We start from the raw sequence: 19,413 nt of genomic DNA, 5'->3' as shown, positions 1-19,413 counted from the left end.
ACCGACCTACGACGCCCACCGTTTCACACGGGCACGGTGTAGTTCAGCGTCATGCGGCCGCCGTCCACCGTCACGATTTCGCCGGTGACGTAGCTTGCGGCATCGCTGGCCAGCCAGGCCACCACATCGGCAATCTCCGAAGGCTCGCCCAGCCGCTTCATGGGGGTGCGGCTCATGATCTTGCTTTTGGCCTCATCACTGGTCAGCACCGCCTTGGCGGCCAGCTCCGTGGCGATGGTGCCTGGGGCCACGGCGTTCACACGGATGTTCTTGTCCGCCAGCGCCAACGCCATCACGCGAGTGAGCTGGTTCACACCCCCTTTGCTCACGTTGTAGCTGGAGATGCTGGGAATGGCCAGCACGCCATTGACCGAACTCATGTTGACGATGGCGCCGCCACCGCGGCTGCCATTGTGTGCCGCCATGGCCCGCGCCACCGCCTGGCCCACCAGGAATGACCCCTTGAGGTTGACCCGAAGCACCGCATCGAAGTCTTCTTCGGTCACCTCCAGAAAATCTGCCGCGCGGAAGATGCCCGCGTTGTTCACCAGCACATCGATGCGTCCGTAGGCAGCAAGCACCTGCGCCACCAAAGCGTCCACCTGCGCCTTGTCACCCACATCGCAGCGCACATACAGCGCGCCCAGCGCCTGCGCCAAAGCGTGGCCACGGGCGTCGTCCACATCCACGATGACGGGTTTGGCGCCTTCTGCGGCAAAGCGGCGCACACAGGCTTCGCCAATCCCTTGCGCACCGCCCGTGACGATACAAACACGGCCTTGATGGCCGAAGTGGACGGAAGACGCGACGGAAGGTGCTGGGCTGGTAAGGTTCATGGGCGTGGATGGTAGCGGCTGAATAGCGCGTACAGGAGTCTGGAATGCAGCACAGGAGCGAAGGAGGCAGACTGCATGCAATCGCAAGCTTCCGTTTACTAAACAGAAGTTGTAACTATCTACGCTCTGAAAAATCGTCTATTGACTACGCAGCATGGCCTCAATTCAATTGATTCGCCATCTTGTAACGGAAGACTAGTTGTAGTTCAATTAGCGAAAAAAGTGAAGTTGTAAAAATTTTGCAACCCACCGTCCAGCGGAAGATTTTCTGGACTCGGAGGCGTGTATGCCTAAAAAAGCGCGTATCGGTTCCACGGCTTGGGCTGGTCAGATCCAACTCAATATCCAAGCGGGAGAGCTAGTTGATCCCTCAACTTGGAGTCAAATTGATGAGGACGCTCTCACGGAAGAGAGACGTGAGCTTTTCCTACGCCGAAAAAAAGCTGTGCTCGACTATTTCGACGGAGCCTCTGCTCAGGAAATAAAGCAGCGGTGGGGCATGGGCCGCTCGCAGGTCTATCGGCTCATTAGCGAGCGCTGTCTTAAAACGGCACGCGACGGGCACCTTTTTGGGTGGAGAGGGCTGATTCCTCACATGCGGATCACGCCTTGGACAAGACAAACAACTCCTGAAATTATTGAGGGAAGCGGCGCTGGTAGCGCCGGTAGTCTGCAATGGTTGTTTTCTTCTCCGCAAAACAGGACGTTAGAGCAAAAATTTCGTGAAAGAATTTTAAAAACACCAACAGGTCTCGAGGGCACGAGGAGATCTAAGCAAGTACTTTTACGATGGTTTTATTCAAAACTTCAAGAAAACGGAGTTGAGCTTCGAGGTGAATGGCCCTTTAACACTGCCGCGCGCGGATACACCACGATATGCAAGTTCATAAATAAGGTTCTCAACGAGAACGCCAAAAAAAGCATAGCAATACTAGGTGGCCAGAATGCGCAAAAAAAGTCACGTGCAGGTGACGGAACAAAGCGACCTATATTTAATTTATTCCACCGCGTGGAGTGCGATGCGCATAAATTGGATTTGCGCATGGTTGTAATGGTACCTTCACCACACGGAGGATATCAACCACGAAAAATTCATAGGCTCTGGGTCATAGTAATTATTGAAGTATCCACTCGGGCGGTGCTTGGATATTATCTAAGCATGCGCAGAGAAGTGGGGGCAGAGGATGTTTTGCGCGCCGTTCGAAACGCTCTTGGAAAATGGTGTCGCCGTACAATTTCATTTGGTGAATTTGCTTACAGTGCAGAAGCAAATTTCCCCTCAGCTGTCGATCCAGATTTCTTGGGGGCGTGTTGGGAAGAGTTCAGCGTAGATGGTGCTTTAGCAAATACATGTGCCCGAGTTGAAAAAAGAATAAAAGAAACTGTTGATTGCAAAATAATAAAACCTCAAGATCAAGATTCATTTTCATCGCGACGAAGTCTTGATGACAGACCATTTATTGAAACTTTTTTTAGAACATTAGCTGGCGGAGGATCTGGCCTGCATAATTTGTCTAATTCAACAAAATCAAAACCAGCTGATCTAAAGGGCGATTGTGATCCTGCAAAAAAAGCTTTCGAACTTCAGTTTCAAGTTGAATATCTTAATGAGCTTTTAGATGTCATTATTGCAAATTACAATGCAACCCCGCATCATGGCCTAGGTTATCGCACACCTCTTGCTCAGATGAAATTTCTTAAGAGCAGGAAAAATTCATGTTGCATTAGAAAAGCCGACTCTCGTCAAGTCGCTCGTCTTGGCGCCACCAGAAAGCTATGTAAATTGCTTGGAGGAAAAAATTCAGGACGTCGTCCACATTTTCATTTTAAAAACGCCCAATACTCATCCGAAGATTTAGCACATCGACTTGATCTTGTGGGGGGTAATTTCTGGCTGACTATTGAAAATGAAGATGATGCACGATGGGCTACTGTCAGTACTCAAGAAGGACTGCATGTATGCACGGTCCGTGCTGCACCTCCTTGGCATCAAACACCTCACTCCCTTTATGTCCGGAGTGCTATTCGTGCACTTGCGAGCGAGAGATTTTTGCATTTAACATCTTCAAATGATGCAGTAGATGAGTTAATTAAATATAGTGAAAATCAAAGAGATAATAAACTGCCCGTCCACCCTGCCTATCTTGAGACTCGGAGAATTTTGCAAGCCTACTCTGAAAATATTGCAATCAACCCCTCCATTGACCCCATATCGCTTAATAGTTACACCCAACAATCTTCCAATGGACTCGAAGATGCATGTGAAATTCCAGAGATTCATGATATAAAAATCGTGACGAAAAATAATAAAAAGACTGTAAAAAATACAAATCCCCACATAGCAGACGCACCCAAAAAGCCAGTGCTACTCACGATGCGCAAGGCGAAAACTTGGTAATTTTTAATTATTTCTCGTGATGTAGATTTAAAAAATTAAGGCGGATATACATGATGGATCCACCTCTTGTTCCACCTCACTTGCCTAAAGATCATCCATTGGTAACTCGGGACTACTCACTTTTTACCCCATCAATTAACGCAATGGTTTCGGGCATTGGTCAATGGCTCGATGACCAAATGGATGGAGGGGTTGTATTTGGCCCCTCCCGATTCGGAAAATCTAGTGGGGTTGATAACTGGCTCGGGTCTATGCTTACCGAGAGATGCGGTCAAATTATACCTTTAATTATTTGGAGTCATTCGGAATGTATTTCTGCTGGAATAATGTATGGAAGTCTTTTGCATGCAGCTCACCATGGTTTGGCTGGTGATGTGCGCACCAGTTTGCAACGGAAACATCAACTTATAGAAAAAGTTGTTCACCTTGCATTCGAGGGAGGGGGGCGCTTTGTCGTTCTTGTTATTGATGAGTCACAAGGGATGACGGAGAGGGAGTGGTTGTGGTTGGTTGAAATACATAGTCTATTGGAGAAGGAAAGAATTCGATTAACGGTAATTTCGATTGCCTCGGTCCAGATTTTCGATCAACCAATGGCTCTTGCACTTACAGGTGGCGCGCATGCTGCGGCCAGATTTATGCTGTCGCAGTATCGCTTTTTAGGGATTTCTTCTGAGGAAGAGCTTGAATTTGTGCTGACGGGATACGACTCCGGCACCGATTGGCCAAAGGGATCCGGAATTTCGTTTACCAAGGGTGTTGCGCCGTTGGCATGGGAAAAGGGGTTTCGTATGGCTGAGTGTGCTACTTTAATTTGGGAAACCATGGTTAAGGAACTGCCGCCAGGTTATTGTGGCCCCATGGAATTCCCTATGAAAACAATATCTCAAGTTTCTCGAAATCTTCTTCTTAGAATTGCATCTGGTGCCGACCCCCTTTCAGTTGTTTCACAATCATCCATTCGCGATGTTGTTATCTACTGCGGACACAAGCAATTAATGTCAATAGTTGGCGCGGCAGCACCACGACTGTTGCGGGGGAAAAAATAGAATCTTAAAAATTTCAAGACAAAATACATAAATTTCAATGCTGAACGTCGTCAAACCTCTAACATGGTACAAAGGATCGGTGTTGCCTTATGCATCGCTGTGGAGCACTTTGCTGCGTGCGACTTGGTTAAATGATCTTCACAAGGGTGATATATATAAAATAGCTCAAATTGAAGATAAAAATATTATTGATATTGATGCAAGGAGTGGGGGTAGTGCGGCGATTGTTACGCTCGTAGCTGACGTTCTGGGTGAGACACGCACTTCGTTTTCAAGTTTTTGTTTAAAAGACCAAATTCCTCAATGGCTATATCTGGATCATGCCAGCGCACGACCTCGATGCTGCCCCCAATGTATACGACTCGGTTACCACACATGGCTAATGTCGATAAGACTTGTTGTAGAGTGTCCCATCCATCACGTGGAACTGCGAAGTCATTGCGAAAGGTGTGGTGGCGATTTAAAAATGGGCTTGATGGGACTCGCAGTACGATCCTTAGGATGTCGATGCGGACCAAAATGGGGAGCAATACCATATTCGATGAGACAGCCAACGCTAGCACAAGAAGGAATTAATGCATGGTCAGAGGTCGCCCAATGGGTGCATCATGCGGAGAAGATGCATGTAAATATTGAAGCAAGCAGACCCGATTCGATTGAACAGCTCGCGCTTACCGAGAAGTGGTGTTCTGATTTAGGCATTCCATATCCGGCTTGTTTTGAAAAATCAGAATATTTTTGGCGTTCTGCAAAGTCATCGATTGCGCACTGGACACCATACACTGCGAGCACATCAATTAATGCAAAAAATGCCGTCGGAAAGTATTATTCAGAAATTGAAACTAATCCTCAACTTTCCGTTTATAGGGCAATGTCGCGACATCTCAGGAGGCAAGCAAAAGAAAATCTAGATCAAAAAGTCGTAGAGGCATGCCAGGCTAAAGATCCCTTCAGCCTTTCGAGAGATTTTTATGATAAAAAGCCGGTGCGCGATGCATTTCTCGAGATGTTATGGACCCGCCGACTTGAAAACCATGCATATCTGTGGCGATGGCCCAGGCGCGAAGTGCATGATGATCATAAAAATTACGTATCTGTATTTGAGAATTTTTTTGAAAAGCCGAAAAAATTCGCCTATACAAAATCAGTCAGCTATAGGTATGACACCTGGCTCCAGTATCATTATTCCGCTTTGGTGTGCCTGATCGCATGGGGAGAAGCGATTCGTCAAGTTGAGAAGTCAATGGATGAAAACTGGGCTGACTGGACGACTAAAGATGTTGATTGGAAAGAGGGTAGAGTAGCTTGGTATTCGATCGAGAAATATGAAAAACTTCTATTTGTTGGCTACGCAAAAAATATGATAAATGCCTCTTTTTCATTTGATATCAAGCTGCGACCAGTAGCTTCTGGATTAAATTTTAAAACTCTATACAGAAACAATTATGCTGTAGAAATTAATGAAAAGGAAGAGACATATTTCAGTTCGGTCAAAGCGGTTCGTGGACTGAGTGGCTTTTTAAAGGAGACAGTTTTTGAGTCTTTTTTTTATTATGGAAAATACAAAATTAAATGCATCCTGTTTGATAGAGTTTTTAATTTTGTTGCAACCACTCCGGATGGAATTTTGCAATCTTGGGGATGCGACAAAGAAAGCGCGCTAGAAGCCATCAGGGATGCGGCGTTGGTCTTTTGCAGAAATTATGGTGGCGTTGCACCGTCTGGAGTGAGGTATTCAATAGGCTTTGAATCAAATAATGTGTACACATTGAACTTATTGACTGAAGGAAATCGTTTTCGATTCACCAACAGGTTCGTTAATTAGAGCTTTGATTTTTTGGGGTTTACTGGCGTGTCGGTACGCGGAATACAGGTGTGAATCAAGGATAGTTTTCCTCAAACTTTGGGGTAATGGAATCTTCGGTGTTCATGCAGTTAGCAGACAAAGCCCAGAGTCAAGCGAGGCACTCGGCCTCCCGCAGAGCTCTAACCAGCATACCTAGGGCGAATGCCAAATAGCTGGGACTCTTCATCCAGATTGACGTGCCCGGGGAGACACGTTGAAAAGTGATAGCTGTCCGACATGAGTTTCCCTGTTCATCCACGAATGAGCAACTAATAAAAACAATCACTTAGCTGCGGCCGTTACTGGCGGAAGAGGGTGAGTTCTGTCGCAATCAACGACATAAGTGTCCTATTGGAATGACACGCGTCACGACTGTCCTTGCGGACCCGACTCTTCTCCAGTCAGTTGGCAGCTGCCACCTGTTGGGGTGCATAGGTTTCCCGACGCGATGTTCGAGTCAAGGCACAATGAATTCACAAAGAAAAAACTAATTTGAGGGAACGAACCACATGCCCCATCAGCTTCGCCGCATCATCGCCATCAACATCAGGAACCCCAGCGACAGCAACCCTTCAGGGCGGATCTCGGAGCTGAACCCACGCGGCGGTGTTCTGGCGGTGGGCGACAACGGGGTGGGCAAGACCACTTTTCTGCGCCTGATCCCTCTTTTCTACGGCGCAACCCCCTCCCAGGTCCTCAAGGGGTCCGGGAAGGCGTCCATGATCCGGCATACGTTACCCGACCCCAGCAGCGCTGTTGCCTATGAGTACGAACGAGAGAGTGACTCCCATCTGCGCACGGTGGTGATGTACGCCAAGGAGGGCGAGGACATCCCGGACTTTCGGATCGTCTCAGCCGGGTTTGATGAAACCTTCTTCTACGACGAAAACGACCATTTCGTCACGCGCACGGAGTTCGCCTCCCGGCTTCACAAGCGCAATATCAACGTCTCGCCCGTCCTGCAGCTCAACGAATACCGCAGCGTCATCCTGAATGAGCGCATTAACAGCAAGAACGCCAAGCAGATGATGCTGTTGGCCCGCGATCACTCTTTGGGACCTCGCCCCCTGCGAAATCTCAACCAGATTGCAGCCGCGATGGCCAACGAGAAGATTAGCTTTCGGGACCTGCAGAATATCGTGCTGGAGCGTGTGGCCGAGGACCAGGCCACGGAGTCGAAGCGCCAGAACGTGCGCGAACTCAAGCAGCGCCGGGAGGATGTGACAACCTGGTTGGACAGTCGCACCCACATGGCCGATATCTTGAAGCGCAAACCCGACGCTGACCGGATGAAGGAACGCATCGGCCGCATCAAAGGTGTTCACATGGAGCTGTGCTCGCTCCATGTGGCCGTCAAGGCAGCACTCGCCCAGGCGGCAACGGACCAAGAACGGTTGATCAGTGAGCGCAAGTCCCAGGCAGAGGCCTTCGATCAGGAGCTTGGTGCTTTGGGCAACGAAATCACGGAGGCCGAGCAGAAAAAGGCCGATGCCCATGGCGATTGGGAGCGCCTCAATGCAGCGTTTCAGGCCGTGATCAATCGCCAGAATCACTTCGATCTGATCGATGCGAAGACCCTTGCGGGCAATGAATCCAGGGAAGCCGCCCTGCAGCAGCAGGCGCGGGACAAGGAAAAAGAGCATCTGCGCCTTACCTCTGAATCGGGTTCACTCCAGACCGAATACGAACGGCGCTGTCTCGAAATCGAGCAGTCCGCACAGGCTCAGCAAAGGGAAATCGCTGATCGCAAAACCACGGCACAAAGCGCGGGGGTCGATAAGCGTTTGGCCCTCGGTGAAGCCAAGGACGCGGACTTGCAGGCGCTGGAGGAGCCCCCCAGGCTCGCCGAGATCGCCGAGGAGCGCAACCGCCTGGCCACCCGCGAAGGCGAGATCACCCAAAAGATCAAAAACCCCGCTGCCACGCCGGAGACCCTTGCTGCACGAGAGGAGGCAGAGGCCATTCTCGAACAGCGCCGCCAGGATCACGACACAGCCAGGGAAACCGCCTTGGCACGCGAAAAAGATGAAGGTCAGGCTCGCGGTGAGCTTGAAGCGGCTATCAGGGCCGTGGAGGGTCTTGAGGCCAGTCAGAAAGCGCTGCTGGCCCACATTGAAGCCCTGACCGTCCAGGTCACCCCGGAACCCGGTTCCTTGCTCGCCTTCATCCGTGCAAGCGACGACCCTGTATGGCCCCATGCCAGCAAGCTGATCGCTGAGGCAGTGATTCACCGTACCGACCTCTCCCCTGCGATGCTGGACATCCCAGCCGCACAGAGAGGCGAGGAGGGGGCCGTGGTGGTCGGCAATGCCACGGTGAGCACTCAGGAGCTACCCCTGCCTGAGTGGTTCTCGATGGATTCGGTGCGCCACCAGCTTGAAACGGCAAAAGTCCAGCTGGTAGACATCAACGCGTCGGTGGACAAAGCGGCTGACCACGCGGAAAAAGCCCGACTGAAGCTGAAGCAGGTCGGTACCGACCACGGCAGGGCGGCAGCTAACCTTGGTTTGGCGAAGTCGGCCTTTGATGCTGCGGTCAAAGACAAAGGACGCCTCGACAGCCTTGTGAAGACCGAGCGTAGCGCTGCAGAGGCCCAGGCTCGGAAGGACCTTGATGGCTTGAGTGCGGTTCTGAACGCGCTTGGCAATGAAGAACGTGCCATCCGCGAAGGCGTCAAGAATAAGCGTGAAGCGATCAACGCCGGGTACAAGCTCAAGGCTGATGCCCTTGAAGCCGAGTCGAAGAGGGAGATCAACAAGCTTGATGCCGAGGCATTGCAAGTTGAAGCGACCCTGAAGAACGATTTGTCCAACGCCAAACGGGACTACGAGCGCAAGCTTTCTGGCATGGGGCTCGATACCGTGCGCATCAATGCCGTGGAGGAAGAACTGAAAGGGCTGCGGGACCAGCTTGATGCGATTGCCAACAACCGGCATGAGGTGGCCGCGTGGAAGAAATTCTGTAAGGACGAGCTACCTCACTTTGAAACCACCCGGCGCAAGGTGGGAGAACTGCACACCGCTTATCTCAAGGCGTCACAGAACCTTGGGAATCTGGAAACCAGCCGAAATGATCTGACAAAGCAGGCCAAGGAGGTGCTTGATGCCCTCGACGGGCGCATTGCAACCGCCACCTCTGACGCACAGCGCCTTCAGGAACTGTGCGACCAAAAGCTCAAGGACTTCCTCGACTTTGTGCCCAGCAGCGCCTACATCGGGCGTCCCATGCTGGAACTCGACCAGGAGGTGACTCGCAAACTCCGCACGCTGGTGGATGAGGCTGCGGCCCTGCGTGGCGAGGTCCTCGCCCTGCGCAACGAGTTTGAGAAGAAGGAGGGCGGGCCCAATGACTGGCTCAAGCTCAAGCGCAAGGAGCTGCCCGACCGGCAGACCCGTCTTGAGCACGAGTACCTGTGGCTCGAAGCGGAGCAGCTGTGCGACTGGTTTGAGCGCACTGAATGCGGGAGCTTCATCGAGCAGCTCACCCACCAGATGAACGGCTTCTTCGAAAACGCCAGCGTGTTCGTGAGCCGTTTGGACACCTTCGACCGCTTGGTGGCGACTTTCAACACCGAGCTGGGCAGGGCGCTGGCCACTGCCGAGCACTTCGAGCGCTTCAAGAACCTGAGCGTGCGCGTCACATCGAGCGTGGGCCAGCAGGCCTTCCTCTCGGTGCTGCGCAAGATGCGGGACAAGAGCCCCACGATTTCGCTCACAGGGCGCGCGTACTCCCGTGTCGGCATGGAGCTGCCCTCGGATGAGGACACCGCCTTGGTGCGCGAGTACAAGGAGATCCTGCGCTCCGATGGTGGGGTGCAGGTGGACCTGAACGAGCAGGTTCGCCTCGAATTCAGCCTCTACGAGAACGGCAAGCGCTCCGTCATCAGCAATGAGGAGGAGTTCCGCGCAGTGTCGTCCAACGGCAATTCCGCCCTCATCACGGCCATGTTCCTCATGGGCTTTGTGCAGATGATCCGGGGCTCCTCGCCGGTCCGGTTGGTGTGGGTGACCGACGAATTGGGCCGGTTTGACGCCAAGAACGTCGGCGCGTTCCTCAAGACCCTGGCCCTGAACAACATCGACGTGATCAGCGCCAGCCCTAGTGTCGATCCTGCGCTCGCGCGCCACTTCCCGCGCCTGAGCCTGTTCGAGAACACCGGGGCGATCTTCACCAACGAGACCCACGAACTGGAGGCCGAGCATGAACTCGCTTAAATCCGCGCTCAAGCTGCTCGCCGAGGGTGAGTTTGTCTGCCAAGTACGGTTTGAGAGTGAGTACGAGGCACTGGCGACACAGGAAGGCCAGCAGCAGGCCCAGGAATGGCTGTCGGCCGTGGGGTATCGGCTGGCGCGTCTCCACGACGAGGGGGCGTTCTTCATGGCCTATGACGAATCGCCCACCACCGACACCCGTGCTCGCATCCGGGAGGAACTCAAAACGGTGCGCCACCGGCTGATGCCCTATGTAGGCTTCTTCAACCTGTTGCGGGAGGCGCAGGGGAGCGATCCGCAGCTCCACGCGGGCGACGTGGTGTGGTTGACCGAGATCAGCGAGGCGGTACGCAACTCCTCCGCGCTGGAGCGGCGCTTGGCCGACATGCGCGAACTCGCCGATAACCGGGTGACGGACAGTGGTGCAACGGTGTTTCGCGTCCAGAAGATGTTCAAGATCCTGGAGGACGCGGGCTACCTGCAGCAGACCAACGAGGTGAGCAAGGGCTACACCTTCACCGGCAAGGTGGACTACCTGTTGCAGCTCATTGCCTTCATCAACGAAAACACCCCTCACATCTCTGATGACCAGGTGGTGGACCAGATCGACTCCCAGACGCGGCTGGAAGAGGCTGAGGCTCCCGAAGCGGGGGCTGCATGACCTCCTCCCCAATCAAGGACGTACTGAAGACGCTCTACCAGCATGCCGATGTGGTGGAGCAAACCCGGCGCGACGGCATCATCGTGCCGGCGCAAGATGCCCCGCAGGCGTCCGTGGGGGCTCTGCGGCAGGCCAACGCCTTGCGCCCCGCGGGGGAGGATGGATATCGGCTGCACCCCAAGCTGCGCGACTTCCTGAACGACCACCTGCAGCTCTTCCCGGCCTACCAGACCCTGGCCGAGATCGGCTCGCGCATCAGCCAGGCGCATCAGCTCTGGAACGATGTGGACGATCTGTACCGAGCCAAGGACTACAGCGCGGTGGAGAACATCGTGGAGACCATCGAATCCACGGTCTTCGATATCGGTGACAGCGTGGAGCGCAACCTGTTGTACCTGCACACGCTACTGTCCACTCGCTACGGCAATGTGCGCACGCTGGAGGCTAAGAAGTCGCAGAACCGCTTCTACCAGCGCGAAGCCAACATCCTAGCCCAAGACATGTCGCGCATGGCTGGCGTCTTTGACAGGATCGAGAGCGAAGCAACCGCTCGCGGGATGCCCGAGCTGGCCAAGTTCGTCCGCATGAACCTGCAGGCTCACCTGCAGACCTGGCAGCACGCCATGGCCGAGATGCAGGCGCAGTTGTCGCGGGAGATCTTCCGCATCAGGGAGGTGGAGGACAGCCACAAGCATCTCGCGCGCCTGGACCTGCTCATGCGCCAGCAGCCTTCATGGCTGGGATTCGAGCTGGCCCCTTCAGCGCCCATCCCCAACTTCTTACTGGCCGCGCGCCTGCCCGACTTCGTGCCCCAGATCGAGCCCCAGGACACCGACCACCAGTTTGTGGAAGCCATGGTCAAGGAGGTGGCGGCACTCCCTCCACAGCCTGTAGAGCCCCAACCCAAGGAGATCAAGCGCTTCAAGCGGGTGGTAGACGAGCGGCCCGTGAAAAAGAAGTCCGACGCCGCGATTGCGCTGGACAGGCTGGCCGGTGCCGCCAAGCGCGCTACCGACAAGTTCTCGCTGGCTGAATGGCGCGAGACCGACGACCTTGCCAAGACCCTGCAGCCCCATATATGGCTGGGCTTTGCCGTTCTCGCACTGCGGGAGCAGAAATACCGTGTGGAGGTGGTTTCCAGCCCCGCGCGCCCTGGTGAGCGGTTCCGGCACCGGTTCCACGATGCGATGGTCCACCCGGCCTCGGCTGCGGGGCCCACGAAGGCATGAACCAGCAGCAGGTGACGTTCCTGAGGCGGCTGATCGAGGCGGAGCCACCTTCCCGGCCCTACAGCGCGACCGCTGAATACTTCCTCAACGTCGAGTTCATCGGGAAGGTGCAGGGGAGGAGGGTGGTCTACACCCAGAGAGACTTTGAAATGGCGCGCAATCTGCTCAAGGCGCGGGGCTTTGAGCCGTCGCGCCAGGTGGAGCCGATACCGCGCAGTCAGGTGCAACCTGGTGAATCTGAGAAATGGGGCTCCCAGCGCGTCTCTGAGGGCCTGGTGGCGGTGGTGCCACTGGGCCTGCCTGGGGTTCAGATCCCCAAGGGCGGCATGCTGTGCATGCATATGCGCCAAGCGCTGGCTTTGCCCTATGAGGTTCTCGTGTTCTGCGAGAACCTGGAGCCCATGCTGCGGTTGCACGAATACCAATGGCTAGCGGGATTCCTCAAGGGGCGCCTCGCGCTGGCGCTGTTCCGGGGAGCGCCAGGGTACTTCCGCACGGACGTGGCGAACGAGCTGTTGGTGCAGGACCATCGTCCCGTGCTGGCATTCTTTGATTTCGACCCCAAGGGGCTGTCCATGGCCGCTTCAATGCCACGCCGTGAGGCCTTGTGCTTGCCGCCGCTGGACAGTCTGGAAGTGGCTGTCAGGGCGCAGCGGAGGAAGACTCTGTATCTGGGGTCCGTGGAGGTGTCACGGCCTCATCTGGAAGCCCAGCCTGCAGGTGGCGACGTGGGGCTCGCTTGGGGGCTCATGAAGAGGGTTGAGATGGGGCTCGATCAGGAGCATTTTCCCGGCCGAGAGCTCGGCGCGGAGTAGTCTCACCCCGGTGCAAACACGCTGTCGGTAGGCAAGTATTACCCATGTCTTATTCGCTGGCGTAATCGCCCGTCCGGATTTGTGTCATTGACGCGGTCGAAGTCGAGTTGCCAGTTGTGATCCGATTCTCGGTGTAAGGCCTGTGCGCTCATCGACCGAACAGCGCGATTTACAAAGCTGCTGGTAAAGCCAAGATCGGACACCCAAAGACAACCGATTGCAGTTTGGGACTAATTTGACTTAGAGCCCCTTGTTGCACCTGGCGCCCATCGAAGTCCCAAAAGCAGGATAGGCATGATGCTCAATCCTGGGCAGATTTCCAACGCGATGAAGATTTCTCCCGGCATTGCAAGCCAATGAGACTAGTTGGTCGTGGTCTTTTTGGTCACATTGCGCGGAAATCGGGCGGATGTCTTCCCGAAAGCGTGTTCCACCCCAAGCCGACTTTGGTCGAGCGCTGCAACAGTTGCGCGCGGCGCGTGGCTTGGTTCAGGAAGACATGCTGCTGGCCACTAGCCGCCGTCACATCAGTCGTATCGAGCAGGGGCATCAGGTTCCCAGTATCCGTACCATCGAAGTGCTGGCCGAACAGATGCAAATCCATCCTTTGACGCTTGTTGCTGCTGCATACTGTCCGGACTTTGACGCCGCATCCGTCAGTGAAATTCTCAAAACGGTTAGGGCAGACTTCAAGAAGATCTCCTCAGACTAAATGTGCACGGAGGGCTGCGCGTTCTTCCTTGAGTCCAGAACCAGCAGTTGAAGTCCTTCTAGTAGACCACCGCCAATAGGCGTGGCGTCATTCCGCTGAAGCATTCGGTTGACTATCTCTCGATCAATTGCGGTGCTTAGCAAGTACAGTGACTCCTGCAGAGTCTCCATGCTAACTGCCAGACGACCTTCAGGGCCTTCGGCTCCTGCTTTAGATAGGAGCAGCAGCGCAAGAGGCAAGGCTGCACTGGCGGGGTCATAGTCTTCATGCCAGCCGACCCCTGAAAGAAGATCTCTGAGCTGTTCAGAAATCAACAACAATTTCTTGTCTTCAAGAGCATCTGGCAAAATTGATTTCCATCCTCCGGATGTGATCAAGTCCATCATGTCCTGTGCTCCAAATTGTCCGAGAGTCGCTTTTTCCAAACGCAGCATCATTCGCCATTCCAGTTAATATGAGACTAGTTGGTCCCGTTTGAGACCGTGGCGTGCGAAGATAGCTGAACACACATGCCGTTCAGACGTGGGAAGCGCGCCCACGGCCAAATGGAAAGCTACCGGTTGCCTAATTCCCTGAATCGGGCAACCAGCCTGTTGCCTCATTTGTTGGACTGCCTTGAAAAACCGCTTGGATCTCACCCGCTTGGCCGAACTTGATCGCCAGTTTTGCGATTTCGCGAAACTGCAGCGTGGTCCTACGCCCAGGTGCGGCTGGACAAAAACCATCCGATTGGCACTGGGCATGAGTTCCAAAGCGCTGGGGGCGCGATTGGGTGTGACGGCGCAAGGTGTCCGCAAGCTGGAGCAAGCGGAGGAGGGCGGAACCATCACGCTCAACACCCTCGCTCGCTTAGCCCATGGTCTAGATTGCGAAGTGCACTACATGTTTGTCCCTCGGACCAGCTTGATGCAGCAGGTTCTCCAGCGGACCCTCGAAGTGTCTGGTTCCCCGATGCCACCAATGCTTAAAGTACCTGAGGTGCTTGCAGAGCCCGAGACTCTGGACGCACTCACCCGTGCACTTACTCAAGTGAACAAGCGGGGCCTTTGGTGAGGAGCAGGAACGTCCTTGCTCACAATTAGCGGCTTGGGTCCCGCTCGTAATGGGGCGCCTATATCGGTGCCAGGCTCAGAAATTTCCTGCGGTGGCATTACGCGCGGTTGGCGTTAGTCGATAGACGCATTCAAGATACGGGCCGACCTCCGTCCAGCCCGCCTTGGCGTCGCGCAGAGCAATAAGTGTTCTTCCGACATCCACCACGTCAGGGGTCAAGCGGTTGTTGACGAATGCCGTGCGGCTGTCGGCGTCTGCATGTTTGGCTGAGTCCTGGTGGGTGTAGGAATGAAACTCTTGAATAGGGCCAGGCGCGCGGTGTTGGCTCCCCCCACATTTCTCGCCGCTGGCGGGTTCCATGCGATCGACGTGACCTGCAGCGAAGCTATCCTCTACCATGTGCAGCAGACTCCCGAAGGCTATGTCTCCCAGGTGAGCGCGCAGGCTGGGGTCTCCCAGCGTAAACAGCTCTTGCACCCTCCACCCGCTCGTGCCAAAAAACTGCTCAACGACCGGTAGCTTGACATCCTTGAGCCAAGTGCCAAGCTGGTAGTCACCGCTGACGACTCCCCATGTGAACTCCGCCCAGCTTAAAATTTTCCTGCGCGTCTCGGCTGGGTACTCGCCGTTTGCAGACGCCATCGAGTGGATGAACTGTAGATCGCCAAAATGGGAGCGCAGCGGTAGCGCAGATTGGTTGGTGGCGTTGAAAGCGTTCTCTGGATTCGCTTTGATCTGTTTTTCTGCGGCGAGGAACAACTCACCCCAGCAGCGAGGCTGGGTGATGAACCTGATGGTCATCGGTCGCCCATCCGCATAAGTGGTTTTGCAAGATGTACCCCTGGCTTGGTCGCTTTTCAACTGAAACGGCGGATCATCGTTCCATCGGACGCCAGCAATAACGTGGGGTGTGGCGTACTCAGCATCTGGATTGCCACATATGCCAACGCCCTCAAAGTTGCATTCGTAAGCCCGGTGGGTGATTTCTTCGTGGACCGACTGCTTGAATCGAGGTAGTCCCTTTTCTGCCAAAGAAGAAAGAATCCCATCTAGCCATGAAGGAGCCCATGCTTTAACGGCGTCACGGTCATAACGCGTTCCCTTGGGCGAAAGGTCAAAAGCATGGGCTTGCAGCACGCTGGTGGCAAGCAATCCAATGGTGAGAACTTGCCTTGTCACTACATTGCTCCGGGTCGCAAACGAAGCAGAGGTTGCAGAAGACGCTGCGTCCTTCTTTTCTAAGCTGGGGCGCTTGCCTGTTGCTGAACTCAGCAGGCTCGTTGTTGTCGGCCCAAACACCGACAACCCAACGCCTGATGCAAATCGAAGTGTCATAGATCCCTCCATATTGGTTTTTAGTAAGCGGCCCGCCAACCATCCGCGACCAACGTGTTTCTCCCAGATGCTCCAGCGAAATGCAACCTTTTTTGGCGCGCATTGACCTGTCTCGTGACGATGGCGAGCACGGGGTGCGGGATTCCAGTCGCTTTGCTCTCCCTGCCCCCCTAGAACAGCACCTTCTGTGCACTCGTCAACGCCACAAAGCTTTCCCCCAACGGCTGAAGAATCGCATCAGCAATGGGCTGCAGTTGCTTGACGAAGTAGTGCTCATAGTCAATGCGCGAATGCCGGGCCTCCAGAGGTTCGGGGCCGCTCTGCGTCATCACGTAGTCGATCCAGCCACCATGCTGGTACTGCTGCGGACGGCCCAACTTCGCGTTGTGTGCGTCAGCGATGCGCGCCGCGCGCACCTGGGGTGGCACGTTGACCTCGTAGGCATCAAGCCGGTGGCGCAGACGCTTGCGGTAGACGAGCAGCGCATCCATCTGGCCATCCAGCATGGATCGCGCATAGTCGGCCACGAACGCCCGATAGGGCTCTCCGTGGAAGATGCGTGACAGCAAGCCCTCCTGGAACTGGCGCGCCAGCGGGGTCCAGTCGCTGCGGGCCATTTCCAGCCCACGGTAGACCATCTCCTCGCGCCCCTCTTCATCGACGCTCAGGCCAGCGTAGCGCTTCTTGCTGCCGACATCCGAGCCTCGGATGGTGGGCATGAAGAACTTGGCGTAGTGGGTGTCGAACTCGATCTCGAGGAAGTTCTCCAGCTGCTGCTCGTCCCGCAGCTTGCCTGTCCACCAGCTGTTGATCTCCTTCACCAGTTCGGCTGCAATGGCGTGCGCCTCTGCGTTGGCATGGGTGCGTTTGAGCCAGACGAAGATGGAGTCGGTATCTCCGTAGATGACCTGGTATCCGCGCTGCTCCACGAACGTCCGGGTGAGCTTCATCACCTCGTGGCCCCGCAGGGTCACGGCAGACACCAGCTTGGGATTGAAGAAGCGGCACTCGGACGCGCCCAGCACACCGGCAAAGGAGTTCATAAGCAGCTTCAGGGCCTGCGACAGGGGCTGGTTTCGCACCCGCTTGGCTTCGTCCCGGGCATTTGACAGGGTGGTCACGATGTCGGGCAGACAGTGTTTCTCGCGCGAGAACAGCGTGCCTTGCGGCCCCTGGACCAAGCCGGTCTGGATGTTGGCACTCTCTCCCTCGGCCAGGCCCACGGGATCCACCAGGAAGGTCCGGATGATGGAGGGGTACAGGCTCTTGTAGTCCAGGACCACGACGGAGTCGTAGAAGCCTGGGGTGGAGTCCATCACATAGCCGCCGGGGTAGGCCTTGGCGGCGATGTCACCCACGTTCGGCGCCACGTAGCCCAGGCGGTGCATGCGTGGCAGGTAGTGATGGCTGAACGCGGCGATGGAGCCTCCGAAGTGATCTATCTGCAAGCCTGTCGTCTGAGCTCGCTCCAGCACGAACGGCAGCAACTCCAGCTTGTCGAAGATGCGCAGGACGAGCGCGCAGTCGCGGATGTTGTAGCTGGCCAGGGCTGGCTTGTCCTCCTGGTAGCGCCGCTCGATCTCGGCCATCTTGTCGTAGGCGTCTCCGATTTCCTTGCCCTCGCCGAGTAGTGTCTGCGAGACCGCTTCGAGGCTGAACGACGGGAAGCTCCACATGCCCGCCCTGAGCGCTTCGATGCCATCGACGACGACACGTCCGGGCATTGGAGCGAACAGGTAGCCTTGCCGGCCGGGGTGTGTCCGCCACGCGATGGGACGCCGTTCACGTCCGAGCAGCAGTTGCACGGAGTTTGCATCGGCAGTCTTCTGCAGTACCCGCAGATCGAACTGGATCACGTTCCAGCCGATGATGACGTCCGGGTCATGGGCATCAAACCAGGCATTGAGCTGCTCGATCATCTCCTGGCGAGTTGGGCAGTACACAAGCCTGAAGTCCATCGGCGATAAAGCTGGCGTCGACTCTGAAGCTGGCACTGGCGCCTCCCCCAGCATGAAGACCACCCGGTCGCCCGCGCCATCCAGTGCGATCGAGTACAGCTCTTCGGTAGCGCTCGTCTCGATGTCCAGCGACACCACTTTCAACACCGGGCGCCAACCGGACGCGGGCTTCAATCTGCCGTCGATGATGGTCGAGTCTTCGCGCTGGCCTCCCTCCACGAGGACACCAGCTGTGATGAACCGCTCCATCAGGTAGCGGTCATGCGGCCGCACATCCGCTTCGTACAGCGGGATCCCCAGTGGCTGGAGTGCGCGCGCCAGCTTGCCGAGATCGCGGAACCTGCGGGCGTAGACACCGATGACAGGATCCTGGTCGAACGTCTTCAGACCGAGCTCCTTGACCTCTAGGTCCTGCAGGCTCGCCAGCGGGACATGTGCAGCTGCCCTGTATCGGACCGGGAGGAAGGCGACTGAAGTCTGCTGCTTCAGAAGTACTTTCTTCGGCCCTGGTCGGTGGCCAGCCAGTATTCGATCTCGGTGCCGTCTGGGAGATCGCGCCAGTTGCGTGTGAGGAGGAAGCCCCGGAGTTCGGTGGGTGTGGGGGCAGAGGACATCAGGTGAGGCGAAGGACGCTACCGCGCCGATTCTGAAGAATTTGGCGAGAGGGTTGAGAGGTTTCGGCACGCTCTTGTACAAAATACTGATTTTATATACAGTATTTTAAAAACCTACGAGGAGAACGTCATGGACAAGCCCTGCCGCTATGTATTCCGGCCCGCACGACCCGCCCCTGCGTTTTTGCGCCGTATTTGGGCATGGCTTTGAGGTGGTACTGCTAAGTTACGTGACTGGCCACGCTACTTCATGACATCTTGCACCACAGGGCGGAGATTTGTCTGCGGGAAGGAGAGCGTCTGTATCGGCCGACCGCTTCAGGCTGATTGCTGCCGCTTGCCACAGAAATCCCAATGACTCCTGATGCGTGCATCAGACACCAAGATGCGCTCCTGAAACTCCGCTCTACATTCCAAAGTCATCAACTGAATTAATAGAGCACCAGTCACTGGTTTGACGTTCGTTGAGATGGTGGTCTCGACCAAAAGCAGCCTATCTCAGATAGGCTGGTCGAATCAAATCCCGCGCAAGCCAAGTAGTGAGCGCAAACCGATTGCATAGCAGGGCAGAGCACTTCAATAAACCATGGAGCAAAGTGTTGCGCGCATGTCACTTCATCCGCTTAGTTGACTTAGAGAAGACACTGCTCCGGTCTGTCTGGTTGTATAACACATCATGTGTTGCGAGATGTACAT

At 55.3% G+C, this 19,413-nt stretch carries 12 protein-coding genes and 1 pseudogene; 9 read left to right on the top strand and 4 right to left on the bottom strand.

Annotated features, from left to right (window positions below):
• Positions 1 to 23 precede the first annotated feature (23 nt).
• The gene (locus EAG14_RS10430) at positions 24 to 836 is read right to left on the bottom strand and encodes an SDR family NAD(P)-dependent oxidoreductase (protein ID WP_121728809.1); all 813 of its coding nucleotides are present in this window, start codon (positions 834 to 836) and stop codon (positions 24 to 26) included.
• Positions 837 to 1,122: 286 nt separating this feature from the next.
• Here EAG14_RS10430 and EAG14_RS22780 point away from each other — a divergent pair, with 286 nt between their 5' ends.
• The 8 genes from EAG14_RS22780 to EAG14_RS10405 all read left to right on the top strand — a co-directional run bounded on the left by EAG14_RS22780 (position 1,123) and on the right by EAG14_RS10405 (position 13,757).
• Complete coding sequence (locus tag EAG14_RS22780) at positions 1,123 to 3,234, top strand: hypothetical protein (RefSeq protein WP_162995963.1); 2,112 nt, start codon at positions 1,123 to 1,125, stop codon at positions 3,232 to 3,234.
• A gap of 50 nt (positions 3,235 to 3,284) precedes the next feature.
• Positions 3,285 to 4,283 (top strand): hypothetical protein, encoded by a 999-nt coding sequence (locus tag EAG14_RS22775; protein WP_162995962.1) that lies wholly within the window; start codon positions 3,285 to 3,287, stop codon positions 4,281 to 4,283.
• Between the two features lie 37 nt (positions 4,284 to 4,320).
• Positions 4,321 to 6,108, top strand: coding sequence for a hypothetical protein (locus EAG14_RS22770; protein ID WP_162995961.1), 1,788 nt, complete (start codon positions 4,321 to 4,323; stop codon positions 6,106 to 6,108).
• Positions 6,109 to 6,638: 530 nt separating this feature from the next.
• Positions 6,639 to 10,343 (top strand): ATP-binding protein, encoded by a 3,705-nt coding sequence (locus EAG14_RS10425; protein ID WP_121728808.1) that lies wholly within the window; start codon positions 6,639 to 6,641, stop codon positions 10,341 to 10,343.
• Positions 10,330 to 11,001 carry a hypothetical protein gene (locus EAG14_RS10420; RefSeq protein WP_121728807.1) on the top strand — a complete coding sequence of 224 codons (672 nt, stop codon included), beginning with the start codon at positions 10,330 to 10,332 and terminating at the stop codon, positions 10,999 to 11,001. Before EAG14_RS10425 ends, EAG14_RS10420 begins: the two co-directional genes overlap by 14 nt.
• Positions 10,998 to 12,230, top strand: a complete 1,233-nt coding sequence (locus tag EAG14_RS10415) for a hypothetical protein (protein WP_121728806.1) — start codon at positions 10,998 to 11,000, stop codon at positions 12,228 to 12,230. The genes EAG14_RS10420 and EAG14_RS10415 overlap by 4 nt, the downstream gene beginning before the upstream one ends.
• A complete protein-coding gene (locus EAG14_RS10410; RefSeq protein WP_121728805.1) occupies positions 12,227 to 13,045 on the top strand; it encodes a hypothetical protein in 819 nt (272 codons plus the stop codon). The genes EAG14_RS10415 and EAG14_RS10410 overlap by 4 nt, the downstream gene beginning before the upstream one ends.
• 409 nt (positions 13,046 to 13,454) lie before the next feature.
• On the top strand, positions 13,455 to 13,757 hold the full coding sequence (locus tag EAG14_RS10405) for a helix-turn-helix domain-containing protein (RefSeq protein ID WP_121728804.1): 303 nt from the start codon (positions 13,455 to 13,457) through the stop codon (positions 13,755 to 13,757).
• Here EAG14_RS10405 and EAG14_RS10400 read toward each other — a convergent pair.
• Positions 13,754 to 14,194: a hypothetical protein gene (locus EAG14_RS10400; RefSeq protein ID WP_121728803.1), complete on the bottom strand. Its 441-nt coding sequence runs from the start codon at positions 14,192 to 14,194 to the stop codon at positions 13,754 to 13,756. The genes EAG14_RS10405 and EAG14_RS10400 overlap by 4 nt on opposite strands.
• A gap of 178 nt (positions 14,195 to 14,372) precedes the next feature.
• Between EAG14_RS10400 and EAG14_RS10395 the strand changes: the two genes are divergently transcribed.
• Positions 14,373 to 14,810 (top strand): helix-turn-helix domain-containing protein, encoded by a 438-nt coding sequence (locus EAG14_RS10395; RefSeq protein WP_121728802.1) that lies wholly within the window; start codon positions 14,373 to 14,375, stop codon positions 14,808 to 14,810.
• Positions 14,811 to 14,885: 75 nt separating this feature from the next.
• Here EAG14_RS10395 and EAG14_RS22765 read toward each other — a convergent pair whose 3' ends face one another.
• Positions 14,886 to 16,145, bottom strand: coding sequence for a hypothetical protein (locus EAG14_RS22765; RefSeq protein WP_162995960.1), 1,260 nt, complete (start codon positions 16,143 to 16,145; stop codon positions 14,886 to 14,888).
• A 170-nt stretch (positions 16,146 to 16,315) separates the two neighbouring features.
• Positions 16,316 to 18,717 (bottom strand): annotated as a pseudogene (locus EAG14_RS10385) (DNA polymerase II).
• Between the last annotated feature and the right edge of the window lie 696 nt (positions 18,718 to 19,413).

The sequence above is a fragment of the Acidovorax sp. 1608163 genome, assembly GCF_003669015.1.
Lineage (GTDB): Bacteria > Pseudomonadota > Gammaproteobacteria > Burkholderiales > Burkholderiaceae_C > Acidovorax.
The sequence above is the reverse complement of the archived record's forward strand: the minus strand, read 5'-3'. Positions and strand labels throughout refer to the sequence as shown.